This is a genomic window from Pseudomonas sp. MWU16-30317 (genome assembly GCF_020515695.1).
GTDB lineage: Bacteria > Pseudomonadota > Gammaproteobacteria > Pseudomonadales > Pseudomonadaceae > Aquipseudomonas.
In genome coordinates, this window is the sequence record NZ_JAIWJA010000002.1 from 21,342 (window position 1) to 47,967 (window position 26,626).

Sequence of the window (26,626 nt, forward strand, 5' to 3'; positions counted from 1 at the left end):
GAGACTCACCATGCAGCACTGGAAACGCACCATCGAACGGGCCAACGAGTGTTTCAACAAGGACGAGCTGGTCGACGCCCGCGAGCATTACCTGCAGGCGCTGGCCTGGGCACAAGTGCTCTTCGAACGATGGCCCGAGCCGGACGAGGCGGTGGCTGCGTGTGTGATCTCCCACCACAACCTGGCCGATCTGCATTTGCGCCTGAACCAGCCGGAGGAGAGTGCCGAGTACCTATGCGCCATTCATCAGCGGCTGTTGCAGGCGGCCCAGGATCCGCGGCTAAAACCTGAACTTCGTCAGGCGGCCCTGCGTCACAGTGGTAAGACCTACGCCGAATTGCTGGCCTTCATCGGCGAACACGGCGAATACCCTCGCACCTCACGCCTGCTCTACAGCGGCGTGCAATCTGTCGAAAGCGCTGCCGTCGGCGCTGCGACCCACCGATATGGAGTTCATTGACATGGCTTACACCTTGCCTGCATTGCCTTACGCTTACGATGCCCTGGAACCGCATCTCGATGCCAAGACCATGGAAATCCACCACACCAAGCACCATCAGACCTACATCACCAACATCAACGCAGCGATCGAAGGCACCGAATACGCCGAGTGGCCAGTCGAGAAGCTGGTGGGCGCGGTCAAGCAGCTGCCGGAAAAACTCCAGGGCGTGGTGACCAACCACGGTGGCGGCCACGCTAATCACTCGTTGTTCTGGACCGTCATGGCGCCTGATGCCGGTGGTACACCGACGGGGCCGGTGGCCAAGGCCATCGACGAGCAGCTGGGTGGTTTCGACGCCTTCAAGGACGCATTCACCAAGGCCGCCGTGTCGCGCTTCGGTAGCGGTTGGGCGTGGCTGAGCGTCACCCCGGAGAAAAAACTGGTGGTCGAAAGCAGCGGCAACCAAGACAGCCCGCTGATGCACGGCAATACGCCGATCCTCGGTTTGGACGTCTGGGAACACGCCTATTACCTGAAGTATCAGAACCGCCGCCCGGAATACATCTCGGCGTTTTACAGCGTGATCAACTGGGCGGAAGTCGAGCGCCGTTACCAGGCTGCCGTGGCCTGATCATCGCCTTTGTATGACTCTGCCCAAGGCCTTTTATGCGTTCTGATAGTCTGTCGGTCAGCAGTGGGCGTATGTCTCGCCTGACTTTGGGTGCCCTGCTGCTGTTGATCGGCATGGCGGCGCTGGTGGGCACGGCATTGGCTTGGATCGACCTTGATCCGCCGATGATGCGGGCCCTCGAAGGCGGAGCAATCTGTGCCTTGGGTACGGCGCTGGGCGCTGTTCCGGTATTGGTGATTCGCAGTATGCCCGTGGCGATCGCCGATTGCCTGTTGGGTTTCGGCGCCGGTGTCATGCTGGCTGCAACGGCGTTTTCGCTGGTCATGCCCGGTATCGATGCAGCGCAAAGCATCGGTCTTGGGCGTTGGGGGGCGGGAGGCTTGATCAGCTTCGGCATCATGTTCGGGGCGTTCTGCCTGTTCTTGCTGGACCGCAAAGTGTCAGCTCCTGGGCCAGAGTTACTGGTGGGTGACCCAGCCCACCCGCACATCCCTGCGCGTATCTGGGTTTTCGTGATCGCCATCGTCGCTCACAATATTCCTGAAGGGATGGCCGTTGGTGTATCGGCGGGCGGTGCCATGCCGGACGCCAACAGCCTGGCCATGGGCATTGCACTGCAGGATGTGCCGGAAGGCTTGGTCATTGCGCTGGTGCTGGCCGGGGCGGGGATGTCGCGGTTCAAGGCGTTTCTGATTGGCGCCGCGTCCGGGCTGGTGGAGCCAGTGGCGGCGGTGCTCTGTGCCTGGTTGGTGCGTTTGGGGGAGGTTCTGCTGCCGCTCGGGCTTGCCTTCGCTGCGGGGGCCATGTTGTTGGTGGTGACCCAGGAAATCATCCCCGAATCCCGGGCCAACGGCCACCATCGACTGGCCAGCGCAGGCCTGTGCGTAGGGTTCTGCCTGATGATGCTGATGGATACCGCTTTGGGTTAGCGGGGAAGGGCGCAAATCAATCCTGTGTGGGCACGGTATTATTCGCCTTCGTCGAACTTGTCGTTTATCAGTTTCACCAATCCATCCAGAGCGTCCTGCTCCTGCTCACCCTCGGTGCTCAGGTGGATCTGTGTGCCTTTGCCGGCTGCCAGCATCATCACGGCCATGATGCTTTTACCATCGACCATGGTCTCAGGGGTGCGGCCGACACGGACCTGACAGGGAAAACGGCCGGCGACGCCGACGAACTTGGCGGCCGCGCGGGCATGCAAGCCAAGCTTGTTGATAATGGTGATTTCAAGAGCGGGCATCGCGGGGTGGGTCCTTTCAGCTGAGGTCGCGGTGGCGGACCTGGACATTCTTGAGGGCAGGTTGCAGCAGCTTGCCCAAGCGTTCGGTGAGATATACCGAACGATGGTGCCCGCCGGTGCAGCCGATGGCGATCGTCACGTAAGCACGGTTGCTGGCGGCAAAGCGCGGCAGCCATTTGAGCAGGTAGCCGGAGATGTCCTGGAACATCTCTTCGACATCCGGCTGAGCGGCCAGGTAGTCGGCCACCGGTTGATCCAGCCCCGATTGCTCGCGCAATTCGGGCTTCCAGTAGGGGTTGGGCAGGCAGCGCACGTCAAAGACCACGTCGGCGTCAACCGGCATTCCGCGTTTGAACCCGAAGGACTCGAACAGGAAAGCCGTGCCCGCTTCGGGTTTGTCCAGCAGCCGCAGTTTGATGATGTCGCGCAGCTGATAGAGGTTGAGGCTGGTGGTGTTGATCTTGAGGTCGGAGAGGTCTGCAATCGGCCCCAGCAGATCGCTTTCGACACGAATGGCTTCGGCGAGAGAGCGATTGGCGCTGCTCAGCGGGTGTCGCCGGCGAGTTTCGGAAAAGCGTTTGAGCAGCGTCTCTTCGTCGGCATCCAGATACAGCACGTCGCACTGGATATGACGGCCGCGGACTTCATCGAGCAGCTCCGGGAAGCGGCTCAGATGGCTGGGCAGATTGCGGGCATCGATGGAGACGGCTACCAGTGGCTGGGCCAGTTCGGTATGGATCAGTGCGCGCTCCGCCAGCTCGGGCAGCAAGCCGGCCGGCAGATTATCGATGCAGTAGAAGCCGTTGTCTTCCAGTACATCCAGGGCTGTGCTCTTGCCGGAGCCGGAGCGACCGCTGACGATGATCAAACGCATGATTACTGACCGTTCTGGGCGTCCAACACGACTTGGTACAGGGCCTCGCTACTGCTGGCCTTGCGTAGGTTGTCACGAACTTCCTTTCGATCGAGCATGCTGGCGATCTGGCGGAGCAATTCGAGGTGTGCGTCTGTGGCAGCCTCGGGCACCAACAACACGAACAACAGATCCACCGGCTCGCCGTCGATTGCATCGAAATCTATGGCGTGTTGCAAATGGAGCAGGGCACTGATGGGCGCGTCACAACCCTTCAGGCGGCAATGGGGGATGGCGATACCGTTGCCAAAACCGGTCGAGCCGAGTTTTTCACGGGCAAGCAACGCTTCGTACACGGTCTGCTGAGGCAGCGCGGGCACCTGTTCAGCGATCAGATCGGCGATCTTTTCGATGGCGCTTTTTTTACTGCTCCCCAGCACGTTCACGAGGGAACGGCCAGGGGTCAGGATATTTTCAAGTCGGATCATGGGTTGGGGTATCAGCGAGCAGCAGCACCTTGAAGCTGGCTTAGCTGTTTTTCCTTATGCTTGAGCAATTGTCGGTCGAGCTTGTCGGTCAGCAGGTCGATGGCAGCGTACATGTCATCATGTTCGGCATTGGCAACGATATCCTTGGCGCCAGCGACGTGCAGGGTGGCTTCGATTTTCTGTTTCAGCTTCTCGACCTCCATGATCACCTGCACGTTGGTAATCTTGCCGACGTGCCGCTCAAGTTTGGCGAGTTTTTCGCCTACGTAGCTGCGCATGGGCTCGGTCACATCCAGTTGGTGTCCACTGATGTTGACTTGCATACCGCTTCTCCTTATTGCCAGTGCATAAAGAGACAGGCTGAACGCCTGCCACTGGAACGCTGTGGCGCATCCAGGCGCTACATCAACCGCTTGCGTTCGCTGGAGGGAGCGATTCCCAAAGACTCGCGATACTTGGCGACGGTGCGACGTGCTACCTGGATGCCTTGTGCCTCCAGTAAACCAGCGATCTTGCTGTCGCTCAATGGCTTTTTCTGATTTTCCGCTGCGACCAGTTTCTTGATGATTGCCCGAATCGCCGTGGACGAGCATTCACCGCCTTCGGAGGTGCTGACATGGCTTGAAAAAAAGTATTTCAATTCATAGATGCCGCGGGGTGTGTGCATGTATTTCTGCGTGGTGACCCGTGAAATCGTCGATTCGTGCATGCCGACCGCTTCGGCGATATCGTGCAGGACCAGCGGCTTCATGGCCTCGTCGCCGTAGTCCAGAAAGCCGCGTTGGTGCTCGACGATCTGCGTAGCGACCTTCATCAGGGTCTCGTTGCGGCTCTGCAGGCTCTTGATGAACCAGCGGGCTTCCTGCAGCTGGTTACGCATGAAGGTATTGTCGGCGCTGGTATCGGCGCGGCGGACAAAGCCTGCGTACTGAGGGTTGACCCGCAGGCGCGGCACGCTTTCCTGGTTTAGCTCGACCAGCCAGCGCTCGTTGTCCTTGCGCACGATGACGTCAGGGACCACGTATTCGGGTTCGGAAGATTCGATCTGCGAGCCTGGGCGCGGGTTGAGGCTCTGGACCAGTTCGATGACCTGGCGCAGTTCGTCTTCCTTGAGCTTCATGCGGCGCATCAGCTGGCTGTAATCGCGGCTGCCGAGCATATCGATGAAGTCAGTGACCAAGCGCTGCGCTTCCGCCAGCCAGCGAGTGCGCGGGGGCAACTGGCGCAACTGTAGTAGCAGGCATTCGCTGAGGTTGCGCGCGCCGATCCCGGACGGCTCGAATTGCTGGATGCGGTGGAGAACGGCTTCAACCTCGTCGAGCTCGATATCGAGCTCCGGGTCGAACGAGTCGCAGACTTCCTGCAAGGTCTCGTCCAGGTAGCCCTGGTTGTTGATGCAGTCGATCAGGGTCACAGCGATCAAACGATCGGTATCCGACATCGGCGCGAGGTTCAATTGCCAGAGCAAATGGCTCTGCAGGCTCTCGCCAGCCGAGGTACGGGTGGTGAAGTCCCACTCGTCATCGTCATTGCTGGGCAGGTTGCTGGCGCTGGTTTGGTAGATGTCTTCCCAGGCGGTATCGACCGGCAGCTCGTTGGGAATACGCTCTCCCCATTCGCCTTCTTCGAGGTTGTCGACCGTAGGGGCGCTGCTCTCGAACGTGGGCTCCTGGATGTCCGGCGTGGTTTTCTGCTCGATATTGTCCGCCAGCGGATCACTATTATCGAAGTCGTCACCTTCTTCCTGGCGTTCGAGCATAGGATTGGATTCCAGCGCTTCCTGGATTTCCTGTTGGAGATCCAGAGTCGATAGCTGGAGAAGGCGGATGGCCTGTTGCAACTGCGGTGTCATCGTCAGTTGCTGGCCCATTCTTAGGACGAGCGATGGTTTCATGGCTGGGGCTTAACACCTTATTCGCCGGCGCAGAGCGCCATCCACTACAAGGCGCCGAAGCGCCCGGCTTTATGTCGTAAGCAAATTATATGCCTGAAACCCGAGTGTTTGCCTAGAGCGTTTGTCCAATTTAAACCAAAAGGTTTGGAGGACCGCGGAAAACGCTCCGGGCGCGGGGACTTCTACAGGCGGAACTCGTGCCCGAGGTACACTTCTTTAACCAGCTCATTGGCCATGATAGCGGCTGCGTTGCCTTCGGCAATCAGTTGCCCATCGCTGACGATGTATGCGGTTTCGCAGATGTCCAGTGTCTCACGTACGTTGTGGTCGGTGATCAGAACGCCGATGCCCTTGGCCTTGAGGTGGTGGATGATCTGCTTGATGTCGCCGACCGAGATAGGGTCCACGCCCGCGAAGGGTTCGTCCAGCAGGATGAACTTGGGCGCCGTGGCCAGGGCCCGGGCAATCTCCACGCGGCGGCGTTCGCCGCCGGACAGACTCATGCCGAGGTTGTCACGGATGTGGGTAATGTGGAATTCCTGCAAGAGGCTTTCGAGTTCCTTGCGCCGGGCATCGCCGTCGAGCTCCTTGCGGGTCTCGAGGATGGCCATGATGTTGTCGGCAACCGAGAGCTTGCGAAAGATCGAAGCTTCCTGCGGCAGATAGCCGATGCCGGACTTGGCGCGACCGTGCATGGGCTGGTGGCTGACGTCGAGGTCGTCGATCAGCACGCGCCCTTGGTCGGCCTGAACCAGGCCGACGATCATGTAGAAGCACGTGGTCTTGCCCGCGCCGTTGGGGCCCAGCAGGCCTACGATCTGCCCGCTGTCGATCGACAGGCTGACATCGCGCACGACTTGCCGGCCTTTGTAGGCCTTGGCCAGGTGTTGTGCTTTGAGGGTCGCCATTAATTGGCCTTCTGGTCGGCAGGCTTGTTCTTCGGCTGGATCACCATGTCGATACGAGGGCGCGGCGCAGTGATCTTGGAGCCATTGCCACGGCCAGCGTTGACCACCTGCTTGACGGTGTCGTAGACGATCTTCTCGCCTTCGGAGGTGTTGCCATCATTGATGACCTTGGCCTTGTCGATCAGCACGATACGGTTTTGCGGCGCAAAGTACTGGATGGTCACGCCCCAGGCCTGAACGATAGGCTTGTCGACTTGCGGCTTCTGCTCGTAATAGGCCAGGTTGCCGACGGCCGTGAACACGTCGACGTCACCGTTGGGAGCGCGAGTGATGGTCACCGTGTTGCCAGTGATCTTCAGCGTACCCTGAGTGATGATCACGTTGCCCTTGTAGGTCGCAACGCCTTGCTTGTCATCGATCTGCGCGTCATCGGACTGAATATGAATAGGCTGATCGCGGTCTGTCGGCAGAGCCCAGGCGCTCGCGCTTCCCAGTGCTGCGCTCAGGCTGAGCAAAAAAGGGAGGGTTTTAACGAGCCTCATACTGTCCTCTTACGTTGGATAGCAGGTTCATCCTGCTGTCGTTCAAGTACGCCTTCATCCCTGTCGCCGTGGTGACACTGCCGGCAGCTTCGATTCTAACGTTTTGCTCGGTTTGCGCATATTGCTTCTGCGGGAAGACAGTCATGCGCGGACCGGTGATGATAGTGGTGCGTTTCTTTTCGTCGGTACGGGCAACCCTGACGTTCTCGATCAGCTCGACCTGAGTGCCGTCCGGATTGACCTCGGCGCGTACGCTCTGGATGTGCCAGGGGAACTCGGTGCCACGGTACATGTAGACGTCGGGCGTGGTCACGTAGGTGATCTGGCTGACCTTCATGTGCTCGACCTTGGCCCCGGTCATTTCATACTGGCGCTTGCCTTCGAGATTAAACTGCACGGTGTGGGCGTTGGTCGCGTAATAGTCGATCTGGGTCGGATCGGCCTGTGCGGCGGCCTGCGGGTCCAGCAGCCGTTCGGGGCTGATATTCCAGTAACCCACGGCGACCAGCACGGCCGCCAAGGCACACATTAATAGAATGTTGCGAAACTTTTTGCTCGGCATATCTGACTCTACAGGTAGTCGGCGTAAGCCGCATCGAGGTTGCCCTGCGCTTGCAGGATCAACTCGCAGAACTCGCGGGCAGCGCCTTCACCGCCGCGCGCCTGGGTAACCCCATGGGCATGCTGGCGCACGAAAGGTGCAGCGTTAGGTACGGTCATGCCCAACCCAACGCGGCGAATGGCCGGCAGGTCGGGCAGGTCGTCGCCCAGATAGGCGACTTGTTCGTAACTCAGACCCAGTTCGGCCATCAATTGTTCGAGTACCACGCGCTTGTCTTCGCGCCCTTGTACTAGATGCGCTACGCCCAGCGCCTTGGCGCGGCGCTCGACCATGGGCGATTTGCGCCCGGTAATGATCGCGATGGTCACGCCCGAGGCGATCAGCATCTTGAACCCCTGGCCGTCGAGGGTGTTGAAGGCCTTCATCTCGCTGCCGTCTTCAAGAAAGTACAGGCGGCCATCGGTGAGGATGCCATCGACATCGAAAACCGCCAGTTTGACGGGCTTGCCGCGTTCTAGCAAATTCATGGTCATCAAATGACTCCGGCGCGCAGCAAATCGTGCATGTTCAGGGCGCCGACCGGGCGATTGTCGCCGTCGATCACGGTCAGGGCGCCTATTTTATGGTCTTCCATGATTTTCAGTGCTTCGGCGGCGAGCATCTCGGGGCGGGCGGTCTTGCCACGGGGGGTCATGACGTCGTCGATCAGCGCCGTGCGCAGGTCGATCTCGCGGTCCAGGGTGCGGCGCAGATCGCCGTCGGTGAAGATCCCCGCCAGGCGCCCGTCGCTCTCCAGAACCACCGTCATGCCCAGGCCTTTGCGAGTCATTTCCATCAGCGCCAGTTTCAGCGAAGTGCCGCGCTGAACCTGAGGCAGGTCGGCGCCGCCATGCATGACGTTCTCGACCTTTAACAGCAGGCGTCGGCCCAAAGCACCACCAGGATGGGAAAAGGCGAAATCCTCGGCGGTGAAGCCGCGCGCCTCGAGCAGGGCGATGGACAGGGCGTCGCCCATCACCAGCGCGGCCGTGGTCGAGGAGGTCGGGGCGAGGTTCAGCGGGCAGGCTTCCTGAGCCACGCGCACATCGAGATTGACCTCGGCTGTCTTGGCCAGCGTCGACTCGGGGTTGCCGGTCACGCTGATCAGCTTGATGCCCAGGCGTTTGATCAGCGGCAGCAGCGTGACGATCTCGGCGGTAGTGCCGGAGTTCGACAGGGCCAGGATTATGTCGTCGCGGGTGATCATGCCCATGTCGCCGTGGCTGGCTTCGGCCGGGTGGACGAAAAACGCCGGCGTGCCGGTGCTGGCCAGGGTGGCTGCGATCTTTTTGCCGACATGCCCGGATTTGCCCATGCCCAGCACCACGACGCGGCCCTTGCTGCCCAGGATCATCTCGCAGGCGCGCACGAAATCGGCGTCGATATGGGCCAGCAGGCCCTCGACCGCTTCGATTTCATAGCGGATGGTGCGCTGGGCGGATTGGATCAGTTCGTTGGCCTGAGTCATGTCGAAAATCGGAATGCCTGATGAAAAGGCGGCGATTATAGCGGTAATACGTGAAACCCTCACGTGCGATCATAACTTTCATGCATTTGAAGAAACTCTGTTGCGTTTCGAGCTTTGGCCGTCTGTGTCTGCGGTGATATAGTTCGCCGCCTGTTCGGCCATCTCGGTCCTCGTATGGCACTTTTGCGTCCATGCGCACGAGCAAGAGGCTGCATCGAAAGGAGTTTCAATTGAGTGCCGATAACGCCTACGCGGTCGAATTGAAGGGCGTGTCCTTCAAGCGAGGATCGCGCAGCATTTTCAACAACGTCGATATTCGTATTCCCAAGGGCAAGGTAACCGGCATCATGGGGCCGTCCGGTTGCGGCAAGACTACCCTTCTCCGGTTGATGGGAGCGCAGCTGCGGCCTTCCGCCGGCGAGGTCTGGGTCAATGGCCAGAACCTGCCCAAACTCTCGCGCAGCGACCTGTTCGATGCCCGCAAGCACATGGGGGTACTGTTTCAGAGTGGCGCGTTGTTTACTGATCTGGATGTCTTCGAAAACGTCGCCTTTCCGCTGCGTGTGCACACCGAGCTGCCCGAAGAGATGATCCGCGACATCGTCCTGATGAAACTGCAGGCGGTGGGCTTGCGCGGTGCTGTCGAATTAATGCCTGACGAGCTGTCCGGCGGGATGAAGCGCCGTGTGGCGCTGGCCCGGGCGATCGCCATGGATCCGCAGATCCTCATGTACGACGAACCTTTCGTAGGGCAGGACCCCATCGCCATGGGCGTCCTGGTGCGTCTCATCCGTTTGCTCAACGATGCCCTGGGCATTACCAGCGTGGTGGTCTCCCATGACCTGGCCGAGACCGCCAGCATCGCCGACTACATCTATGTGGTCGGTGACGGTCAGGTGCTGGGGCAGGGGACGCCGGCAGAGCTCATGGGCTCCGATAACCCGCGCATTCGCCAATTCATGAAAGGGGACCCCGACGGTCCCGTGCCCTTCCACTTTCCTGCGCCGGCTCTCGACGCTGATTTCCTGGGGAAGCGCTGATGCGTCGCAAGACATTGACCGACCGCGTGGCCTTGTTCGGCCATTCCGCCATCGAGGCTGTGGCCATTCTTGGGCGTTCGACGCTCTTTCTGCTTCATGCTCTGTTCGGCCGCAGCACCAGTGGCGGCGGTTTTCAACTGCTGGTCAAGCAGCTGTATTCAGTCGGTGTGATGTCCTTGGCCATCGTCGTGGTGTCCGGGATGTTCATCGGCATGGTGCTGGCGCTGCAAGGTTTCAGCATCCTGAGCAAGTACGGGTCCGCGCAAGCCACGGGGCAGATGGTTGCCCTGACCCTGCTGCGCGAGCTGGGGCCGGTGGTCACGGCGCTGTTGTTCGCTGGCCGGGCCGGCTCGGCGTTGACCGCCGAGATCGGCAACATGAAGTCGACCGAGCAGCTCTCGAGCCTTGAGATGATCGGCGTCGACCCGCTCAAGCACATTGCCGCGCCGCGCCTCTGGGCCGGTTTTGTCTCGTTGCCGGTGCTGGCGCTGATCTTCAGCGTGGTCGGTATCTGGGGTGGCTCGTGGGTCGCGATCGAATGGCTGGGTGTGTATTCCGGCTCGTTCTGGGCCAACATGCAAAACAGCGTGACCTTCAATACCGATGTTCTCAACGGCGTGATCAAAAGCGTTGTTTTCGCCTTTGTAGTGACCTGGATCGCCGTGTTCCAGGGGTATGACTGCGAGCCCACTTCCGAGGGGATCAGCCGTGCCACGACCAAGACCGTTGTCTACGCCTCGTTGGCCGTGCTCGGCCTGGATTTCATTCTGACCGCTTTGATGTTTGGAGATTTCTGATGCAAAACCGCACCCTGGAAGTCGGTGTCGGCCTGTTTTTACTGGCCGGGATCCTGGCTCTGCTCTTGTTGGCGTTGCGCGTCAGCGGTCTTGCAGCCACTCCGTCCGCCGACACCTATAAACTTTATGCTTATTTCGACAATATCGCCGGTTTGACGGTCAGAGCCAAGGTGAGCATGGCCGGTGTCACCATCGGCAAGGTCACGGCGATCGATCTGGATCGCGATAACTTCACTGGCCGAGTGACCATGCAAATTGACAAGAAGGTCGACAACCTGCCGATCGACTCCACCGCATCGATCCTGACGGCTGGCCTGCTGGGCGAGAAATACGTCGGTATCAGTGTGGGGGGCGACGACAAGCTGCTCGCCAACGGCGGCACGATCCACGATACCCAGTCCTCGCTGGTACTGGAGGACCTGATCGGCAAATTCTTGCTCAATAGCGTGGGCAAAGACGCCAAAGACGCCAAATGAGGAGTGGTTCAATGATTTCGACTTTGCGACGCGGCCTGCTGGTCCTGCTGGCGGCCCTGCCGATGTTTGCCAACGCGGCTCCTAGCGTTTCGGCCCATGACCTGGTGCAGAACACCACGCACGACTTGCTGGGCGATCTGGCCACCAATCGTGCGCAATACAAGTCCAACCCCCAGGCGTTCTACGATGCGCTCAACCGCATCGTCGGGCCGGTCGTGGATGCCGAAGGGATCTCCAAGAGCGTGATGACGGTCAAGTACTCGCGCAAAGCGACGCCTGAGCAGATGGCGCGCTTCCAGGAGAACTTCAAGCGCGGCCTGTTCCAGTTCTATGGCAATGCGCTGCTCGATTACAACGATCAAGGCATCACCGTTGCGCCAGCCAAAGACGAAAGCGGCGACCGCACCAGTGTCGACATGACCGTCAAGGGCACCAACGGTGCGGTCTATCCCGTGTCCTACACCCTCGAGAAAATCAACGGCGAGTGGAAAGTGCGCAACGTGGTGCTCAATGGTATCAACGTCGGCAAGCTGTTCCGTGATCAGTTCGCTGATGCCATGCAGCAGAACGGCAACGACCTGGACAAGACCATCGATGGTTGGGCCGGCGAAGTTGCCAAGGCCAAGCAAACCACCGACAGCGCTGCTCCGGCGCCTGCCCAATGACCGCCAGTGTCAGCCTGCAAGACGCCGGCGTGCTGGCGCTCGCCGGTGTGCTCGACTATCGCTCAGGGCCGGCCTTGCGTGAACAGGGCCGCAAGCTGATCGCCAGCAGCAGCGTGGATCCGTTGATCGTCGACTGCGCAGCGGTCGAGAAGGCCAACAGCGTCGGCGTGTCGCTGCTGTTGGGCTTCACCCGTGACGCCAGGGCGGCCGGCAAGGACTTGGTCATCCGTGGCTTACCCAGCGACATGGCACAGATTGCCGAAGTATCCGGGATCAGCGCACTGCTGGTCCGTGACTGAAAGCGCCATCAGCGTCAATGCCCCTCCGTCAGAGTTCTCGTATCCGGGTTCGCAGGCGCGGGGCTTTTTTTGTATGATGGCCGACCCGCGCGCACAGGGCGCCGATTGAGGTTGAGCATGCAGGCCGTAGAAGTTAAGAGCTTCCTTGAAGGAAAGCTGCCGCAAGTCCAGGTGGAAGTCGAAGGCGAAGGCTGCAACTTCCAGTTGAATGTGATCAGTGACGAAATCGCCGCCCTCAGACCGGTCGCCCGTCAGCAGCAGATCTATGCTCATTTGAACCCATGGATTGCCGACGGCAGTATCCACGCGGTAACGATGAAATTCTTCAGCCGCGCAGCCTGGGCTGAGCGCACCTGAGCCCTTTGGGGTCGAGATTCTAATGGACAAACTGATTATTACTGGCGGCATCCCTCTCGATGGGGAAATCCGCATTTCCGGGGCGAAGAACTCCGCCCTGCCGATTCTGGCCGCTACCTTGCTGGCCGATGCGCCGGTCACGGTCGCCAACCTGCCGCACCTGCACGACATCACCACGATGATCGAGTTGTTCGGCCGCATGGGCATCGAGCCGATCATCGACGAAAAGATGGCCGTGGAAATCGACCCGCGCACCATCAAGACCCTGATCGCACCCTACGAGCTGGTGAAAACCATGCGCGCGTCGATCCTGGTGCTGGGCCCTATGGTTGCCCGCTTTGGCGAGGCCGAAGTGGCTCTGCCAGGTGGTTGCGCCATCGGTTCGCGTCCAGTCGACCTGCATATCCGCGGCCTTGAAGCCATGGGCGCAGTGATCGAAGTCGAAGCCGGCTACATCAAGGCCAAGGCGCCGGAAGGCGGTTTGCGCGGTGCCAACTTCTTCTTCGATACCGTCAGCGTGACCGGTACCGAGAACATCATGATGGCCGCATCGCTGGCCAATGGCCGGACCGTGCTGCAGAACGCGGCGCGCGAGCCGGAAGTGGTCGACCTTGCCAACTTCATCAATGCCATGGGCGGTAACGTCCAGGGCGCCGGTACCGACACCATCACGATCGAAGGCGTCAAGCGCCTGGGCTCGGCTCACTACAAAGTGATGCCGGACCGTATCGAGACCGGTACCTACCTGGTGGCCGCTGCCGCCACCGGTGGTCGCGTCAAGCTCAAGGATACCGATCCGACCATCCTCGAAGCCGTACTCGACAAGTTGCGCGAAGCCGGTGCCGAAATCACCACTGGCAATGACTGGATCGAGCTGAACATGCATGGCAAGCGGCCCAAGGCCGTCAACCTGCGTACCGCTCCGTACCCAGCGTTCCCGACCGACATGCAGGCGCAGTTCGTTTCGCTCAACGCCATCGCCGAAGGCACGGGTGCGGTCATCGAGACCGTGTTCGAGAACCGTTTCATGCACGTCTATGAAATGGTCCGCATGGGCGCACACATCCTGGTCGAAGGTAACACCGCAGTCGTGACCGGCACGCTGAAGCTCAAAGGCGCGCCAGTCATGGCCACCGACCTGCGCGCTTCCGCCAGCCTGGTCATCGCCGCGCTGGTCGCCGAGGGCGATACCCTGATCGATCGCATCTACCACATCGACCGTGGTTACGAGTGCATCGAGGAAAAACTGCAGATGCTCGGCGCCAAGATTCGCCGCGTACCGGGCTAGTGCTTCCGGGCGCAGGGATGCGCCCCATGGGGTTATTGCCGAATAAATTATAAGGATCGATGTTTTTCATGTTGACCATCGCGCTGTCCAAGGGCCGCATCCTCGACGACACTCTGCCGCTGCTGGCTGCAGCGGGCATCGTGCCCACCGAGAATCCGGACAAAAGCCGCAAACTGATCATTCCGACCACGCAGGATGATGTACGCCTGCTGATCGTGCGTGCCACGGACGTTCCGACCTATGTCGAGCACGGCGCCGCCGACCTCGGTGTGGCGGGCAAGGATGTGCTCATGGAGTACGGCGGCCAGGGCCTGTACGAGCCGCTGGATCTGCAGATCGCCAAATGCAAGCTGATGACCGCCGGTGCCATCGGGGTTCCCGAGCCCAAGGGCCGTCTGCGCGTCGCTACCAAATTCGTCAATGTCGCCAAGCGTTACTACGCCGAGCAGGGCCGTCAGGTCGATATCATCAAGCTGTATGGCTCGATGGAACTGGCACCCCTGGTAGGTCTGGCCGACAAGATCATCGACGTCGTCGATACTGGCAACACCCTGCGTGCCAATGGCCTGGAGCCCCAGGAAATGATAGCTGACATCAGCTCCCGGCTGGTCGTCAACAAGGCATCGATGAAGATGCAGCATGCCCGCATCCAGGCCTTGATCGATACCCTGCGCACTGCGGTCGAGTCGCGACACCGCGGCTGAATCACTTGCACGCCCTCGGTGCGTGCCCATCTATCCGCGTCATAGCCAAAATCTCAGGTGCCCACGCGGATGGCTTGGTAGTCTAGCGACGCCTGAGTTTTGCCCTTTGTGCCCCCGCCAATTATTGAGGCCCACGTCATGACCCTGACCGCTCCCACTGCAATCCGTCGACTCAACGCGCTTGACCCGGACTTCGCACGCCATCTGGATCATCTGTTGAGCTGGGAAAGCGTGTCCGACGAGTCGGTCAACCAGCGTGTGCTGGACATCATCAAGGCCGTGCGCGAACGTGGCGACGAAGCCGTCGTGGAGTTTACCAAGCGTTTCGACGGCCTGGATGTGGCCTCGATGGCCGACCTGATCCTGCCGCGCGAGCGTCTGGAGTTGGCGCTGACGCGGATCACCGCGCCTCAGCGCGAAGCTTTGGAAACAGCCGCCGCCCGTGTGCGCAGCTACCACGAAAAGCAGAAGCAGGACTCCTGGAGCTACACCGAGGCCGACGGCACGGTGCTGGGCCAGAAGGTCACGCCTCTGGATCGTGCCGGCCTGTATGTGCCGGGTGGCAAGGCCTCGTATCCGTCCTCGGTGCTGATGAACGCCATTCCGGCCAAGGTCGCAGGTGTCGGCGAAGTGGTCATGGTGGTGCCAACGCCCCGTGGTGAAATCAACGAGCTGGTGCTGGCTGCGGCCTGCATCGCCGGCGTCGACCGGGTATTTACCATCGGTGGCGCACAAGCGGTCGCCGCGCTGGCCTACGGCACCGAAAGCGTGCCCAAGGTCGACAAGGTGGTCGGGCCGGGCAACATCTATGTGGCGACTGCCAAGCGCCACGTGTTCGGGCAAGTGGGCATCGACATGATCGCCGGTCCGTCCGAGATCCTCGTGGTCTGCGACGGCGGCACCGATCCGGACTGGATCGCCATGGACCTGTTCTCCCAGGCCGAGCACGACGAAGACGCTCAGGCGATTCTGGTCAGCCCGGACGCCGAGTTCCTCGACAAGGTCGCGGCCAGCATCGACAAGCTGCTGCCGACCATGGAGCGCGCTGAAATCATCAAGACTTCGATCAACGGCCGCGGCGCGCTGATTCAGGTGCGCGACATGCAGCAGGCCATCGAAGTGGCCAACCGCATCGCGCCGGAGCACCTTGAACTGTCGGTGGCCGACCCTGAGGCCTGGCTGCCACAGATCCGTCACGCCGGCGCGATCTTCATGGGCCGTCACACCTCCGAGGCGCTGGGCGACTACTGCGCAGGCCCCAACCACGTGCTGCCGACCTCCGGCACCGCGCGGTTTTCGTCACCACTGGGGGTGTATGACTTCCAGAAGCGTTCGTCGATCATCTTCTGTTCCGAAGCCGGAGCTTCCGAGCTGGGCAAGACCGCCTCGGTGCTGGCTCGCGGCGAGTCCTTGAGCGCCCACGCCCGCAGCGCCGAATACCGCATTCTGGAAGGTAAACAAGCATGAGCAAGTTCTGGAGTCCTTTCGTCAAGACCCTGGTGCCTTACGTGCCGGGCGAGCAGCCCAAACTCACCAAGCTGGTCAAGCTCAATACCAACGAGAACCCCTATGGTCCGTCGCCCAAGGCGCTGGAGGCCATGCGTGCCGAGCTGAACGACGACCTGCGCCTGTACCCCGATCCGAATGGCGATCTTCTCAAGCAAGCGGTGGCCGAGTATTACGGCGTGCAGACTGGGCAAGTATTCGTCGGCAACGGTTCGGATGAAGTGCTGGCGCACATTTTTCATGGTTTGTTCCAGCAGGATCTGCCGCTCTTGTTCCCGGATATCAGCTACAGCTTCTACCCAGTGTATTGCGGGCTGTATGGCATCGAGCACGTTCTGGTGCCGCTGGACGAGCAGTTTCAGATCCGTGCCGCCGATTACGCACGCCCCAACGGCGGGATCATTTTCCCCAACCCCAATGCGCCGACTGGCTGCGTGCTGGCACTGGACGCGGTCGAGCAGATGCTCAAGGCCAGCCCGGATTCAGTGGTGGTGGTCGATGAAGCGTATATCGACTTCGGCGGCCAGACGGCGATCAGCCTCGTGGATCGCTATCCCAACCTGCTGGTGACTCAAACGCTGTCCAAGTCGCGCTCGCTGGCGGGCCTGCGTGTCGGACTGGCGGTGGGTCATCCGGATTTGATCGAGGCGCTGGAACGGGTCAAGAACAGCTTCAATTCTTACCCGCTGGATCGCATGGCCATCGTTGGCGCCGCCGCGGCGTTCAACGACAAAGCGTATTTTCAGCAGACCTGCAAAGCGGTAATCGACAGCCGTGAGCATCTGGTGGCCAAGCTGCAACAGCGTGGCTTCGAGGTATTGCCGTCAGCGGCGAACTTCATCTTCACCCGCCACCCGCAGCAGGACGCCGCAGGGATCGCCGCCAAGGTGCGCGAGAAAGGGGTGATCGTGCGGCACTTCAAGCAAGAGCGAATCGCTCAGTTCCTGCGCATCAGCATCGGTACGCCGGAACAGAATCAGGCGTTGCTCGACGCCCTCTGATCGATTTACTTCGCACGCTCCCACAGGGCCGTCCTGAGTCGTACGCCTGTGGGAGCAAAGCTTGCTCGCGAAGAGGCCATGAGCCTCAACCGCGCTATTGGATTACTTCTCTTCCGGCGCCACCGCAGCCGGCGCCGGTGGGGGGCGCAGGCCCACTTCAGCCATCATCTTCAACTGCTTACCGTTGCGCATGACTTCAATGGCGATCTTGTCGTTGGGTTTGGTGCGCGCTACTTGATTCATCGAGCGGCGCCCGTCGCCGGCCGGCTCGCCGTTGATGCTCAGGATCACATCGCCCAACTGCAGGCCGGCCTTCTGCGCCGGGCCGCCGGCGAAAATGCCCGCCACCACGATGCCGGGTTTGTCTTTCAGGCCGTAAGACGCGGCCAGATCTTCGGTCAGCGGTTGCACTTCGATGCCCAGCCAGCCGCGGATTACCTGGCCGTGCTCGATGATCGATTTCATGACTTCGACCGCGAGCTTGATAGGGATCGCGAAGCCGATGCCTTGGGAGCCACCAGACTTGGAAAAGATTGCCGTATTGATGCCGGTCAGATTGCCATTGGCATCCACCAGCGCGCCGCCGGAGTTGCCGGGGTTGATGGCCGCGTCGGTCTGGATGAAGTCCTCATAGGTGTTAAGGCCCAGCTGGTTGCGGCCAGTGGCGCTGATGATGCCCATGGTCACCGTCTGGCCGACGCCGAAGGGATTGCCGATGGCCAACGCGACATCACCAATGTGGATGTTGTCCGAGCTGCCGATGGTGATCGATGGCAGGTTCTTCAGGTCGATCTTGAGGACCGCCAGGTCGGTTTCCGGGTCGCTGCCGATGACGCGCGCCAAGGTCTCGCGACCATCCTTGAGCGCTACCACGATCTGGTCGGCGCCTGCGGTGACGTGGTTGTTGGTCAGCAGGTAGCCTTCCGGGCTCATGATCACCCCCGAGCCGAGGCTCGACTCCCAGCGCCGTTGCTTGGGCAGGTTGTCGCCGAAAAAACGGCGGAACTGCGGGTCTTCGAACAGCGGATGATTGGTCTTGTTGACCACCTTGGTGGTGTACAGATTGGCCACGGCAGGCGCAGCAAGGGTGACGGCGCTGGCATAGGACACGGGGCCCTGGACCACGGTGGCCGATTGCGGCGCCTGTTGCAGATTGATGTCCTGGCTCGGCAAACCGACCCATTCGGGGAAACGCTGGATGACCAGCAACGCAATCAGGATGCCGGTCAATAATGGCCAACCAAAAAAACGTAGCGCCTTGAACATTTAACGATTCCCGGGAGATGGCGGTCGGGCGTTTCCACATGGCTTGGGACGCCCCATAATGGCCGCCATTATACGAGGCCTTTAGCGGCTCCGAACGGCCTTTATGGAGACTTTTATGGCTATTGCCTTGACGACCCTGGTGCAGGAGGCGGATCGCTACCTCGCCAGTGCAAAAATTCAGGATTACTGCCCCAATGGCTTGCAGGTCGAGGGCCGCTCGCAGGTGCTGCGTATCGTCAGTGGGGTTACAGCTAGCCAAGCGCTGCTGGATGCCGCAGCCGAGGCGGGCGCCGACGTTGTATTGGTACACCATGGGTATTTCTGGAAAGGCGAAAACCCCTGCGTGACCGGGATGAAGCAGCGGCGCCTGAAGACCCTGCTGCAGAACGACATGAGCCTGCTGGCCTATCACCTGCCGTTGGATGTGCACCCGGAGGTTGGCAACAACGTGCAGTTGGCGCGCCAGCTCGATATCACCGTTGAAGGGCCGCTGGACCCGAGCAATTCGCGGGTGGTGGGGCTGCTGGGCTCGCTTGACGAACCGATGAGCGCCCGTGATTTCGCCCGCAAGGTGCAGGAAGTGATGGGCCGCGAGCCGCTGCTGATCGAGGGCAGCGCCATGATCCGCCGGGTAGGCTGGTGCACCGGCGGCGGCCAGGGCTACATCGATCAAGCCATTGCGGCCGGCGTCGATCTGTTCATCAGTGGCGAGGCCTCGGAGCAGACTTTCCACAGTGCCCGAGAGAACGACGTGAGTTTCATCGCCGCAGGTCATCACGCCACCGAGCGCTATGGCGTGCAGGCGCTAGGGGATTATCTGGCGCGGCGCTTTGCGCTGGAGCACATCTTTATCGATGTTCCCAATCCGATTTGAATATTGGTTTATGAGCGCATAGGTCATCAGCGACACCCTAACCAGCGGGTATAACCTTATAACCTTTGCGTCTAGTCGGCTTTTTTCATAGAAACGGCCTCCATGTTAAAGTGCGCGGCTCGAACACGGCCCGTGGGCCGTCCATAAAGAATGTATCCGTGAGTAACCATGGTCGACAAACTGACGCACCTGAAACAGTTGGAGGCGGAAAGTATCCACATCATTCGTGAAGTGGCCGCCGAATTCGATAACCCGGTGATGCTGTATTCGATCGGCAAGGACTCCGCCGTCATGCTGCATCTGGCGCGCAAGGCGTTCTTCCCGGGCAAGCTGCCGTTCCCGGTGATGCACGTCGATACCCGGTGGAAATTCAAGGAGATGTACCAGTTCCGCGACCGCATGGTCGAGGAAATGGGCCTGGACCTGTTGGTGCACATCAATCCTGACGGCGTCGCCCAGGACATCAACCCGTTCACCCACGGTAGCTCCAAGCACACGGACATCATGAAGACCCAGGGCCTCAAGCAGGCGCTGGACAAGTATGGCTTCGATGCCGCCTTCGGTGGCGCACGCCGCGACGAAGAAAAGTCCCGCGCCAAAGAGCGCGTGTATTCGTTCCGCGACAGCAAGCACCGCTGGGACCCGAAAAACCAGCGTCCTGAGCTGTGGAACGTCTACAACGGCAAGGTCAACAAGGGCGAATCCATTCGCGTGTTCCCGTTGTCGAACTGGACCGAGCTGGACATCTGGCAGTACATCTACCTCGAAGGCATCCCGATCGTGCCGCTGTATTTCGCCGCGGAGCGTGAAGTCATCGAGAAGAACGGCACCCTCATCATGATCGACGACGATCGCATCCTTGAGCACCTCAGCGAGGAAGAAAAGTCCCGTATCGTCAAAAAGAAAGTGCGTTTCCGTACGCTTGGCTGCTACCCGTTGACGGGCGCAGTGGAGTCCGAGGCCGAAACCCTCACGGACATCATTCAGGAAATGCTCCTGACGCGAACTTCCGAGCGCCAGGGCCGGGTCATCGACCACGATGGCGCAGGCTCGATGGAAGACAAGAAACGTCAAGGCTATTTCTAAGTAGGGTCAGACCATGTCGCACCAATCAGAATTGATCAGCGAGGACATCCTCGCTTACCTGGCCCAGCACGAGCGCAAGGAACTGTTGCGTTTCCTGACCTGCGGCAACGTCGATGACGGCAAGAGCACCCTGATCGGGCGCCTGCTGCACGACTCCAAGATGATCTACGAAGATCACCTGGAAGCCATCACCCGCGACTCGAAAAAGTCCGGTACCACCGGCGATGATATCGACCTCGCACTGCTGGTCGATGGCCTGCAGGCCGAGCGCGAGCAGGGCATCACCATCGATGTCGCCTATCGCTACTTCTCCACGGCCAAGCGCAAGTTCATCATTGCCGACACCCCGGGCCACGAGCAGTACACCCGCAACATGGCCACCGGTGCGTCTACCTGTGACCTGGCGATCATTCTGGTCGACGCTCGCTATGGCGTGCAGACCCAGACCCGCCGACACAGCTACATCGCTTCGTTGCTGGGCATCAAACACATCGTGGTCGCCATCAACAAGATGGACCTCAAGGGTTTTGACGAGGGCGTGTTCGAGTCGATCAAGGCTGATTATCTGAAGTTCGCCGAGGCCATCAACCTCAATCCGACTACCCTGGCCTTCGTGCCGATGTCGGCGCTCAAGGGCGACAACGTGGTGAATCACAGCGAGCAATCGCCGTGGTACACCGGTCAGACCCTGATGGAAATCCTCGAGACCGTTGACGTTTCGACCGATCGCAACATGACCGACCTGCGCTTCCCGGTGCAGTACGTCAACCGCCCGAACCTGAACTTCCGCGGTTTCGCCGGCACCTTGGCCAGCGGCATCGTGCACAAGGGCGACGAAGTCGTGGTGCTGCCATCGGGCAAGAGCAGCCGCGTCAAATCCATCGTCACCTACGAAGGTGAGCTGGAGCACGCCGGCCCAGGCCAGGCCGTGACCCTGACCATGGAAGACGAGATCGACATCTCCCGTGGCGATCTGCTGGTGCACGCCGATAACGTGCCGCCGGTGACCGACCAGTTCGACGCCATGCTGGTGTGGATGGCCGAAGAGCCGATGCTGCCGGGCAAGAAATACGACATCAAGCGTGCGACCAGCTATGTGCCAGGCTCGATCGCCAGCATCGTCCACCGCGTCGACGTCAACACGCTGGAAGAGGGCGCCGCGAGCTCTCTCAACCTCAACGAGATCGGCAAGGTCAAGGTCGCGCTGGATGCCGCCATCGCCTTGGACGGCTATGAAAGCAACCGCACCACAGGCGCCTTCATCGTCATCGATCGCTTGACCAACGGCACCGTCGGCGCCGGCATGATCATCGCGCCGCCCGTGGTCGGCCAGGGTGGCGGCCATCACGGCAAGCTCGCCCATGTCGCCACTGAAGAGCGCGCCCAGCGTTTCGGCCAGCAGCCCGCTACCGTGCTGTTCACCGGCCTCTCGGGCGCCGGCAAGAGCACCTTGGCCTATGCGGTCGAGCGCAAGCTGTTCGACATGGGCCGTGCGGTCTACGTACTGGATGGCCAGAACCTGCGCCACGACCTCAACAAGGGGCTGCCCCAGGATCGCATCGGTCGCACCGAGAACTGGCGCCGTGCCGCCCATGTGGCGCGCCAGTTCAACGAAGCGGGCCTGTTGACCCTGGCAGCCTTCGTCGCACCATCGGCCGAAGGTCGCGAGCAAGCGAAGACCCTGATCGGCACCGAGCGCTTGATCACGGTATATGTGCAGGCTTCGCCGCTGGTATGCCGTCAGCGTGATCCACAGGGCCTGTACGCGGCCGATGGCGACAACATCCCGGGTGAGTCCTTCCCGTACGATGTGCCGTTGAATGCTGATCTGGTGGTGGATACCCAGAGTGCGTCGGTGGAGGAGGGGGTGAAGCAGGTGCTGGAGTTGCTGCGTTCGCGTGGGGCTATCTAGGGTCTGTGCGAAAAGTATTGTCGCAAACACCTCATGGCGCAGGCCAATGAGACCATCGCCGCAAAACTTGTTGCGAGCTTGTCGAAGCGAGTAACGACGCGGCGATTTTCCTTCAGCCACCCGAAAATGCGCTCGGTGATGTTGCGCTGTCGGGATCTGGGGCGATCAAACAGTCAGGCCAAGCCCGGCTTGGGTTTGCGTGCATGTCCCGCCATGCGGTACCAGAGCAAAGCACCCAAAGAACGTCGTTGAGCTTCAGCGATCATCGACTCTCGGGCGTCCGCTGCGGTGGGTTTCAGTGAAAAAATCGGCATCCAGATCTCAGGCTGCTTTGGGGGGGGCGGGCTTGCCCTTTGCCGGCAGATCGATGCCCCCGACAAAGTCCAGAGTGCTGATCACTGGACTTTCGGCTCGGCACAAACGGCAGACGTGGCACGAAGTGTAGGCATCCCCAACAGCACGATTACCACCATGGACAGGCCCGCGACAATTGCGACACCGAACCCTGCCTGCGCGCCATAGACGTCGATGACTAGGCCCGCCAATACGCCACCGAGCGCTACGCCGATGCTGATTCCTGTAGTCATCCACGTAAGTCCTTCGGTTATTCTGAACGGTGGAACAATGATCGTACCGAGATTCATGACGACGACCATCGTTGGCGCAAATGACATACCTGCCACAAACAGCATCCCGGAAAGGATGTAGACATCCGGTGACAAAATGGGCAACACGGCAGTGACTGCCGTTATCAGGACCCCAATAAAGAACTGCTTTTCAATCGGCAAGGAAATCCTTAAAGTGCCGAACGTCAAGCCAGCGATCATCGAGCCGAGCGCATAGGCTGCCAGGATGAAACTGGCAGATGCCGGCCAGCCTTGTGCGTTGGCGAAAGCAACAACCGCCACGTCGATTGATCCGCCAATCACACCCATCGCCAAGAGCGCCAGCACGATGGTACGAACGCCGGGGATAAGAAGGGTCGAGCTTGTGCTCCTTCCAATGCCCACGACTACCTTCGGTTCTGTCTGCCGCTGCATAAGAAAAGCCGTCACGCCGACAACCAGCAACATGACAGCTACAAGTGGTCCAGCTTCGGCGAAAAAGCTGACGCTCAAACCAATGGCTAGTGGTGGCCCGATGATAAAGGCGAGTTCAGTTAGAACCGTATCTAGAGAGAAGGCAGTGTGTAACTGTGGCTTACCACGGAAAAGCTGCGTCCAGCGTGCTCTTATCATGGCGGGCATGCTCGGCATCGTGCCCGCCAATGCCGCAAGAATAAACAGCAGTGTAGCGGGAGCCCTCATGTAGACGGCAACGATCAGCGCGAGCAACATGCCAACGCTGAAGGTCGTCACAAAGGGCAGAACCCGACGTTGGCCCCGCCGATCAACCAGCTTCGATACTTGCGGACCGATAAGCGCATTCGCCAAGGTAAAAGTACCGGCGACTGAGCCGGCCAGCCAATAAAGGCCCGTTTGCTGCACCAGCATGGTAATGATGCCGATGCCGATCATTGCTTGTGGCAGACGGGCAATTGAGCTCGCAATCACTAACCCCATGACGCCCGGAGTGGCGAGAAGTTCGCGGTAGGGATTTGCCATAATTTTTCCTTTTTATAATTTGACTCTGATAAATAACCCGCTGCATGCGACGAAAACAATGGAGTATTATCTTGACTCCTATTGATCATATGTCTCAAGTCATTCAGCGGAAAAGTATCGCTTATTAAAATAATCGCTACCTGTTATATAAATCGGGCGTATCAGTCGATGCTATCTTGCCAGTTTCATCGCGCATTACCAAATCCAATGCCTGTCGGAGCTTTGGATGTTGCAATTAAAGGCCCTGATTGTTTTTGCCCATGAGAAACAACATCCTTGACCAGGTCAGCTAGTACATTTTTTTCTGCAGTAGAGATGATCAATATTCTTAGGGTGTATTCAGATAAAAAATTTCGATCCGATTTCAGCTTCGATGCCTGTCGAAACCAAGATTCTACCCCAGACACGTAAAAGTCAATACCGGTCGAAAACTGACAAGCTCTACGTTCAAGCCATGCTCCTTGCGATAAGCACGGTGGCTATAGAGAGATCATCTGGACACCCCGCGAAAATTAGCTTTTGCAGAGTTTTTTTGCTCATAATTGAAAGATTATGTGACTCAGATATGCTCCCATCTGTAATGCACTTTTGCGTATATCAACTATAACTACTTGCCGCGTCGGTAATGGCCGAGTGCGCGAACCACCGTGCTAGAGATATCGCTGTACGACAAGCGGTTTTCTACTGAAATATGCTGTTACTTCAGAAATGATCTGTATGGTCTTGATGGCACTTTGCGGCTATCCCTTCCCCTGACGACCGCGCGCCCCTTTGCTTGGAGATCGGTAACGCGCAGCATAAGGTCCGCCTGACAGACATTCAGGACACGCTGTCCAGAATCGAGGCCCTGTATCAAGAGTCGCTGGGTAAAAGTTCGATCCTGTCTCGAAATGAATTCATCACCCGTCGTCGGGAGATGTTCGATCTGCTGTACAGGCAGCTGAAAGAATTTGCAGGCATAGGTTCAGGATTAAAGAACACCAACGGGATCAGAAATATGCTTGGGGTGTCGACTAACAGCTATCTGCGGCATGGGGAATCTCCGGGTATGCAGAGAGAATAGCGAAGGTGTCGAAGGCGGCGGCGTATATGAAGGCGGGCGGCTATATTGGGGTGGCGTTGAATGTTGCTGCCCCTGGTTTGGCGATTCAAAAGGCTTGCTCGTTTGGTCGGGAGGAATAATGTACAGAGGCGAAATATGTCGAGGGTGGGAAATAAGTCGGTGGTGTAGCGCTAAGCGCTTACCTTGGGGGAAGCGGGCTGGCCATGGGAGGCGCGATATGTCGAGCGAGGTTCGCGGCGGCTGGATCTCGCTCAGCTCTGAGAGCTGCTGGACGTGCTGGGCACGGATCTGATTCGATTCGTGGCGCGCTATGAAACAGCGCTGGCTGGACTGAGCCAGGGTGATATACACCAGCCATAAAAAACGGAGCCCGCAGGCTCCGTCGTTTTTTGAGCGAAGCGTTACTTGCGCTTCAACCCATACTGCTCATCGAGCATCCCCGGCGAGTTGGGCGCTTTTGGCGCGTAGTCGAGCGGCGGCTCGGCGCCTTGTGGCGGGGTCAGGCGCTCGCGAGGGCCGATTGGCGCTTCGGAGTGCAGCGAGGCCAGCAGGCGCTGGCGGGTCAGTTCGTCGAGGGCCAGGCTGTTGGCGCCCTCGGCGAGGTGATCTTGAACCTCCTGGTAGCTCTGAGTGAGCTTCTTGACCAGGATGGCGGTGCTGTTGAAGTGGGTGACCACCTCGTGCTGGTAGTTATCGAAACGTTCCTGAATTTCGTCCAGCTGACGCTGCGTGCTGCTAGGCGCGGCGTTGGGCGCGAGGCGGGCGATCAGGAAACCGGCGACCACACCGACCACCAGGGCCAGGGTAGGCAACAACCAAACTAAGAGCGAGTGTTCCACGAGTCCTTCCTCTATAAACGGCTTTGCTTTACGTTAACGGCTCGGACCTGCACTGTACACTGCATTACGATGGCAAATATGTCAGACAGGATCTTTCAGCTAGACGAGTCGACCCTATCAGAGGTCACGGAGTTCATCCTTGCTCACCCGCGAAACCCCTTTGATGCTTGATGGTCCGCTGGGCCAACTGGAAGCGCTGTACCTCGATACCCCCGGTGCCACCGGCGTAGCGTTGATCTGTCATCCTAACCCGGTGCAGGGCGGCAATATGCTCAACAAGGTCGTGTCGACGCTGCAGCGCACTGCGCGGGATGCGGGTCTTGTGACGTTGCGTTTCAATTATCGCGGCACGGGTGCCAGCGCCGGCAGCCACGACATGGGCAGCGGCGAGGTCGATGACGCCCTGGCGGCGGCCACCTGGCTGCAGGCCCAGCACCCTGAGCTGCCGCTGACGCTGTTCGGCTTCTCCTTTGGGGGCTTTGTGGCCGCCAGCCTTGGCGGGCGCCTGGAGGCCCGGGGAAGCGCCTTGAAACACTTGTTCATGGTGGCCCCGGCGGTGATGCGCCTCAAGCCCGAGCATCCGCTGCCACAACACTGCCCCATCACGGTCATCCAGCCAGAAACCGACGAAGTGGTCGAGCCACAGCTGGTATACGACTGGTCCAATGCGCTGGACCGTCCCCATGAGCTGCTGAAAGTGGCAGAATGCGGACACTTTTTTCATGGCAAGCTGACCGATCTCAAGGATCTGGTCGTACCCCGCCTTTCGAACTGACTGCAGC

31 protein-coding genes and 1 pseudogene are annotated in these 26,626 nt (G+C 59.7%); 18 read left to right on the top strand and 14 right to left on the bottom strand.

Annotated features, from left to right (window positions below; all coding sequences use genetic code 11):
• Window positions 1-10 precede the first annotated feature (10 nt).
• The 3 genes from LIX93_RS04795 to LIX93_RS04805 are packed head-to-tail and all read left to right on the top strand — an operon-like array spanning window position 11 to window position 2,002.
• The gene (locus tag LIX93_RS04795; RefSeq protein ID WP_226502880.1) at window positions 11-460 is read left to right on the top strand and encodes a DUF2753 domain-containing protein; all 450 of its coding nucleotides are present in this window, start codon (window positions 11-13) and stop codon (window positions 458-460) included.
• 1 nt (window position 461) lies between these two features.
• Window positions 462-1,073 (top strand): superoxide dismutase, encoded by a 612-nt coding sequence (locus tag LIX93_RS04800; RefSeq protein WP_226502881.1) that lies wholly within the window; start codon window positions 462-464, stop codon window positions 1,071-1,073.
• 35 nt (window positions 1,074-1,108) lie between these two features.
• Window positions 1,109-2,002 (top strand): ZIP family metal transporter, encoded by an 894-nt coding sequence (locus LIX93_RS04805; RefSeq protein WP_226502882.1) that lies wholly within the window; start codon window positions 1,109-1,111, stop codon window positions 2,000-2,002.
• 38 nt (window positions 2,003-2,040) lie between these two features.
• Here LIX93_RS04805 and LIX93_RS04810 read toward each other — a convergent pair whose 3' ends face one another.
• The 10 genes from LIX93_RS04810 to LIX93_RS04855 form a co-directional block, all read right to left on the bottom strand.
• Window positions 2,041-2,313: an HPr family phosphocarrier protein gene (locus LIX93_RS04810; RefSeq protein ID WP_226502883.1), complete on the bottom strand. Its 273-nt coding sequence runs from the start codon at window positions 2,311-2,313 to the stop codon at window positions 2,041-2,043.
• A gap of 16 nt (window positions 2,314-2,329) precedes the next feature.
• Window positions 2,330-3,187 (bottom strand): RNase adapter RapZ, encoded by an 858-nt coding sequence (gene rapZ, locus LIX93_RS04815; protein ID WP_226502884.1) that lies wholly within the window; start codon window positions 3,185-3,187, stop codon window positions 2,330-2,332.
• A gap of 2 nt (window positions 3,188-3,189) precedes the next feature.
• A complete protein-coding gene (ptsN, locus tag LIX93_RS04820; protein ID WP_226502885.1) occupies window positions 3,190-3,654 on the bottom strand; it encodes a PTS IIA-like nitrogen regulatory protein PtsN in 465 nt (154 codons plus the stop codon).
• Window positions 3,655-3,665: 11 nt separating this feature from the next.
• On the bottom strand, window positions 3,666-3,977 hold the full coding sequence (gene raiA / locus LIX93_RS04825) for a ribosome-associated translation inhibitor RaiA (protein WP_226502886.1): 312 nt from the start codon (window positions 3,975-3,977) through the stop codon (window positions 3,666-3,668).
• A 77-nt stretch (window positions 3,978-4,054) separates the two neighbouring features.
• Window positions 4,055-5,548 (bottom strand): RNA polymerase factor sigma-54, encoded by a 1,494-nt coding sequence (locus tag LIX93_RS04830; RefSeq protein ID WP_226502887.1) that lies wholly within the window; start codon window positions 5,546-5,548, stop codon window positions 4,055-4,057.
• 182 nt (window positions 5,549-5,730) lie between these two features.
• Complete coding sequence (gene lptB / locus LIX93_RS04835; RefSeq protein ID WP_226502888.1) at window positions 5,731-6,456, bottom strand: LPS export ABC transporter ATP-binding protein; 726 nt, start codon at window positions 6,454-6,456, stop codon at window positions 5,731-5,733.
• A complete protein-coding gene (gene lptA, locus LIX93_RS04840) occupies window positions 6,456-6,998 on the bottom strand; it encodes a lipopolysaccharide transport periplasmic protein LptA (RefSeq protein ID WP_226502889.1) in 543 nt (180 codons plus the stop codon). Before lptA ends, lptB begins: the two co-directional genes overlap by 1 nt.
• Window positions 6,985-7,560 (bottom strand): LPS export ABC transporter periplasmic protein LptC, encoded by a 576-nt coding sequence (gene lptC / locus LIX93_RS04845; RefSeq protein WP_226502890.1) that lies wholly within the window; start codon window positions 7,558-7,560, stop codon window positions 6,985-6,987. Before lptC ends, lptA begins: the two co-directional genes overlap by 14 nt.
• An 8-nt stretch (window positions 7,561-7,568) precedes the next feature.
• A complete protein-coding gene (locus tag LIX93_RS04850; protein WP_226502891.1) occupies window positions 7,569-8,093 on the bottom strand; it encodes an HAD family hydrolase in 525 nt (174 codons plus the stop codon).
• The gene (locus LIX93_RS04855) at window positions 8,093-9,067 is read right to left on the bottom strand and encodes a KpsF/GutQ family sugar-phosphate isomerase (RefSeq protein ID WP_226502892.1); all 975 of its coding nucleotides are present in this window, start codon (window positions 9,065-9,067) and stop codon (window positions 8,093-8,095) included. Before LIX93_RS04855 ends, LIX93_RS04850 begins: the two co-directional genes overlap by 1 nt.
• 230 nt (window positions 9,068-9,297) lie before the next feature.
• On the opposite strand from LIX93_RS04855, the gene LIX93_RS04860 reads away from it, so the two are divergent.
• The 10 genes from LIX93_RS04860 (at window position 9,298) to hisC (ending at window position 17,200) form a co-directional block, all read left to right on the top strand.
• Complete coding sequence (locus tag LIX93_RS04860) at window positions 9,298-10,107, top strand: ABC transporter ATP-binding protein (RefSeq protein WP_226502893.1); 810 nt, start codon at window positions 9,298-9,300, stop codon at window positions 10,105-10,107.
• The gene (gene mlaE / locus LIX93_RS04865; RefSeq protein WP_226502894.1) at window positions 10,107-10,904 is read left to right on the top strand and encodes a lipid asymmetry maintenance ABC transporter permease subunit MlaE; all 798 of its coding nucleotides are present in this window, start codon (window positions 10,107-10,109) and stop codon (window positions 10,902-10,904) included. Before LIX93_RS04860 ends, mlaE begins: the two co-directional genes overlap by 1 nt.
• Window positions 10,904-11,380, top strand: coding sequence for an outer membrane lipid asymmetry maintenance protein MlaD (mlaD, locus tag LIX93_RS04870; protein WP_226502895.1), 477 nt, complete (start codon window positions 10,904-10,906; stop codon window positions 11,378-11,380). The genes mlaE and mlaD overlap by 1 nt, the downstream gene beginning before the upstream one ends.
• Before the next feature lie 11 nt (window positions 11,381-11,391).
• Window positions 11,392-12,045: an ABC transporter substrate-binding protein gene (locus LIX93_RS04875; protein ID WP_226502896.1), complete on the top strand. Its 654-nt coding sequence runs from the start codon at window positions 11,392-11,394 to the stop codon at window positions 12,043-12,045.
• Window positions 12,042-12,344: an STAS domain-containing protein gene (locus LIX93_RS04880; protein WP_226502897.1), complete on the top strand. Its 303-nt coding sequence runs from the start codon at window positions 12,042-12,044 to the stop codon at window positions 12,342-12,344. Before LIX93_RS04875 ends, LIX93_RS04880 begins: the two co-directional genes overlap by 4 nt.
• A 117-nt stretch (window positions 12,345-12,461) precedes the next feature.
• Window positions 12,462-12,701, top strand: a complete 240-nt coding sequence (locus LIX93_RS04885) for a BolA family protein (protein ID WP_226502898.1) — start codon at window positions 12,462-12,464, stop codon at window positions 12,699-12,701.
• A gap of 22 nt (window positions 12,702-12,723) precedes the next feature.
• Window positions 12,724-13,989 (top strand): UDP-N-acetylglucosamine 1-carboxyvinyltransferase, encoded by a 1,266-nt coding sequence (gene murA / locus LIX93_RS04890; protein WP_226502899.1) that lies wholly within the window; start codon window positions 12,724-12,726, stop codon window positions 13,987-13,989.
• Between the two features lie 68 nt (window positions 13,990-14,057).
• Window positions 14,058-14,693: an ATP phosphoribosyltransferase gene (gene hisG / locus LIX93_RS04895; protein WP_226502900.1), complete on the top strand. Its 636-nt coding sequence runs from the start codon at window positions 14,058-14,060 to the stop codon at window positions 14,691-14,693.
• A gap of 144 nt (window positions 14,694-14,837) precedes the next feature.
• Window positions 14,838-16,160, top strand: a complete 1,323-nt coding sequence (gene hisD / locus LIX93_RS04900; RefSeq protein ID WP_226503664.1) for a histidinol dehydrogenase — start codon at window positions 14,838-14,840, stop codon at window positions 16,158-16,160.
• On the top strand, window positions 16,157-17,200 hold the full coding sequence (gene hisC, locus LIX93_RS04905) for a histidinol-phosphate transaminase (protein ID WP_226502901.1): 1,044 nt from the start codon (window positions 16,157-16,159) through the stop codon (window positions 17,198-17,200). The genes hisD and hisC overlap by 4 nt, the downstream gene beginning before the upstream one ends.
• A gap of 102 nt (window positions 17,201-17,302) precedes the next feature.
• Here the strand turns inward: hisC and algW are convergent, their stop codons facing one another.
• On the bottom strand, window positions 17,303-18,466 hold the full coding sequence (gene algW, locus LIX93_RS04910) for a Do family serine endopeptidase AlgW (RefSeq protein WP_226502902.1): 1,164 nt from the start codon (window positions 18,464-18,466) through the stop codon (window positions 17,303-17,305).
• 115 nt (window positions 18,467-18,581) lie between these two features.
• On the opposite strand from algW, the gene LIX93_RS04915 reads away from it, so the two are divergent.
• The 3 genes from LIX93_RS04915 to cysN all read left to right on the top strand — a co-directional run bounded on the left by LIX93_RS04915 (window position 18,582) and on the right by cysN (window position 22,338).
• Complete coding sequence (locus tag LIX93_RS04915; RefSeq protein ID WP_226502903.1) at window positions 18,582-19,340, top strand: Nif3-like dinuclear metal center hexameric protein; 759 nt, start codon at window positions 18,582-18,584, stop codon at window positions 19,338-19,340.
• Window positions 19,341-19,508: 168 nt separating this feature from the next.
• The gene (cysD, locus tag LIX93_RS04920; protein ID WP_226502904.1) at window positions 19,509-20,426 is read left to right on the top strand and encodes a sulfate adenylyltransferase subunit CysD; all 918 of its coding nucleotides are present in this window, start codon (window positions 19,509-19,511) and stop codon (window positions 20,424-20,426) included.
• Between the two features lie 13 nt (window positions 20,427-20,439).
• Complete coding sequence (gene cysN / locus LIX93_RS04925; RefSeq protein ID WP_226502905.1) at window positions 20,440-22,338, top strand: sulfate adenylyltransferase subunit CysN; 1,899 nt, start codon at window positions 20,440-20,442, stop codon at window positions 22,336-22,338.
• Here cysN and LIX93_RS04930 read toward each other — a convergent pair.
• Window positions 22,335-22,538: pseudogene (locus tag LIX93_RS04930) on the bottom strand (transposase); the annotation flags it as partial. The gene cysN and the pseudogene LIX93_RS04930 overlap by 4 nt on opposite strands.
• 195 nt (window positions 22,539-22,733) lie before the next feature.
• Entirely contained in the window at window positions 22,734-23,942 is a 1,209-nt protein-coding gene (locus LIX93_RS04935) for an MFS transporter (RefSeq protein ID WP_226502906.1), read from the bottom strand.
• 775 nt (window positions 23,943-24,717) lie between these two features.
• Here LIX93_RS04935 and LIX93_RS04940 point away from each other — a divergent pair.
• A complete protein-coding gene (locus tag LIX93_RS04940; RefSeq protein WP_226502907.1) occupies window positions 24,718-25,005 on the top strand; it encodes a hypothetical protein in 288 nt (95 codons plus the stop codon).
• Between the two features lie 401 nt (window positions 25,006-25,406).
• On the opposite strand, the gene LIX93_RS04945 is transcribed toward LIX93_RS04940, so the two are convergent.
• Window positions 25,407-25,844, bottom strand: coding sequence for a DUF1043 family protein (locus tag LIX93_RS04945; RefSeq protein ID WP_226502908.1), 438 nt, complete (start codon window positions 25,842-25,844; stop codon window positions 25,407-25,409).
• A gap of 139 nt (window positions 25,845-25,983) precedes the next feature.
• Between LIX93_RS04945 and LIX93_RS04950 the strand changes: the two genes are divergently transcribed.
• Window positions 25,984-26,619 carry a thioesterase domain-containing protein gene (locus tag LIX93_RS04950; protein ID WP_226502909.1) on the top strand — a complete coding sequence of 212 codons (636 nt, stop codon included), beginning with the start codon at window positions 25,984-25,986 and terminating at the stop codon, window positions 26,617-26,619.
• Window positions 26,620-26,626: the final 7 nt, after the last annotated feature.

Coding starts and splice junctions, on each gene's coding strand:
- LIX93_RS04795 (WP_226502880.1), top strand. CDS start 11: ATGCAGCACTGGAAACGCACCATCGAACGGGCCAACGAGTGTTTCAAC.
- LIX93_RS04800 (WP_226502881.1), top strand. CDS start 462: ATGGCTTACACCTTGCCTGCATTGCCTTACGCTTACGATGCCCTGGAA.
- LIX93_RS04805 (WP_226502882.1), top strand. CDS start 1,109: ATGCGTTCTGATAGTCTGTCGGTCAGCAGTGGGCGTATGTCTCGCCTG.
- LIX93_RS04810 (WP_226502883.1), bottom strand. CDS start 2,313: ATGCCCGCTCTTGAAATCACCATTATCAACAAGCTTGGCTTGCATGCC.
- rapZ (WP_226502884.1), bottom strand. CDS start 3,187: ATGCGTTTGATCATCGTCAGCGGTCGCTCCGGCTCCGGCAAGAGCACA.
- ptsN (WP_226502885.1), bottom strand. CDS start 3,654: ATGATCCGACTTGAAAATATCCTGACCCCTGGCCGTTCCCTCGTGAAC.
- raiA (WP_226502886.1), bottom strand. CDS start 3,977: ATGCAAGTCAACATCAGTGGACACCAACTGGATGTGACCGAGCCCATG.
- LIX93_RS04830 (WP_226502887.1), bottom strand. CDS start 5,548: ATGAAACCATCGCTCGTCCTAAGAATGGGCCAGCAACTGACGATGACA.
- lptB (WP_226502888.1), bottom strand. CDS start 6,456: ATGGCGACCCTCAAAGCACAACACCTGGCCAAGGCCTACAAAGGCCGG.
- lptA (WP_226502889.1), bottom strand. CDS start 6,998: ATGAGGCTCGTTAAAACCCTCCCTTTTTTGCTCAGCCTGAGCGCAGCA.
- lptC (WP_226502890.1), bottom strand. CDS start 7,560: ATGCCGAGCAAAAAGTTTCGCAACATTCTATTAATGTGTGCCTTGGCG.
- LIX93_RS04850 (WP_226502891.1), bottom strand. CDS start 8,093: ATGACCATGAATTTGCTAGAACGCGGCAAGCCCGTCAAACTGGCGGTT.
- LIX93_RS04855 (WP_226502892.1), bottom strand. CDS start 9,067: ATGACTCAGGCCAACGAACTGATCCAATCCGCCCAGCGCACCATCCGC.
- mlaE (WP_226502894.1), top strand. CDS start 10,107: ATGCGTCGCAAGACATTGACCGACCGCGTGGCCTTGTTCGGCCATTCC.
- mlaD (WP_226502895.1), top strand. CDS start 10,904: ATGCAAAACCGCACCCTGGAAGTCGGTGTCGGCCTGTTTTTACTGGCC.
- LIX93_RS04875 (WP_226502896.1), top strand. CDS start 11,392: ATGATTTCGACTTTGCGACGCGGCCTGCTGGTCCTGCTGGCGGCCCTG.
- LIX93_RS04880 (WP_226502897.1), top strand. CDS start 12,042: ATGACCGCCAGTGTCAGCCTGCAAGACGCCGGCGTGCTGGCGCTCGCC.
- LIX93_RS04885 (WP_226502898.1), top strand. CDS start 12,462: ATGCAGGCCGTAGAAGTTAAGAGCTTCCTTGAAGGAAAGCTGCCGCAA.
- murA (WP_226502899.1), top strand. CDS start 12,724: ATGGACAAACTGATTATTACTGGCGGCATCCCTCTCGATGGGGAAATC.
- hisG (WP_226502900.1), top strand. CDS start 14,058: ATGTTGACCATCGCGCTGTCCAAGGGCCGCATCCTCGACGACACTCTG.
- hisC (WP_226502901.1), top strand. CDS start 16,157: ATGAGCAAGTTCTGGAGTCCTTTCGTCAAGACCCTGGTGCCTTACGTG.
- algW (WP_226502902.1), bottom strand. CDS start 18,466: ATGTTCAAGGCGCTACGTTTTTTTGGTTGGCCATTATTGACCGGCATC.
- LIX93_RS04915 (WP_226502903.1), top strand. CDS start 18,582: ATGGCTATTGCCTTGACGACCCTGGTGCAGGAGGCGGATCGCTACCTC.
- cysD (WP_226502904.1), top strand. CDS start 19,509: ATGGTCGACAAACTGACGCACCTGAAACAGTTGGAGGCGGAAAGTATC.
- cysN (WP_226502905.1), top strand. CDS start 20,440: ATGTCGCACCAATCAGAATTGATCAGCGAGGACATCCTCGCTTACCTG.
- LIX93_RS04935 (WP_226502906.1), bottom strand. CDS start 23,942: ATGGCAAATCCCTACCGCGAACTTCTCGCCACTCCGGGCGTCATGGGG.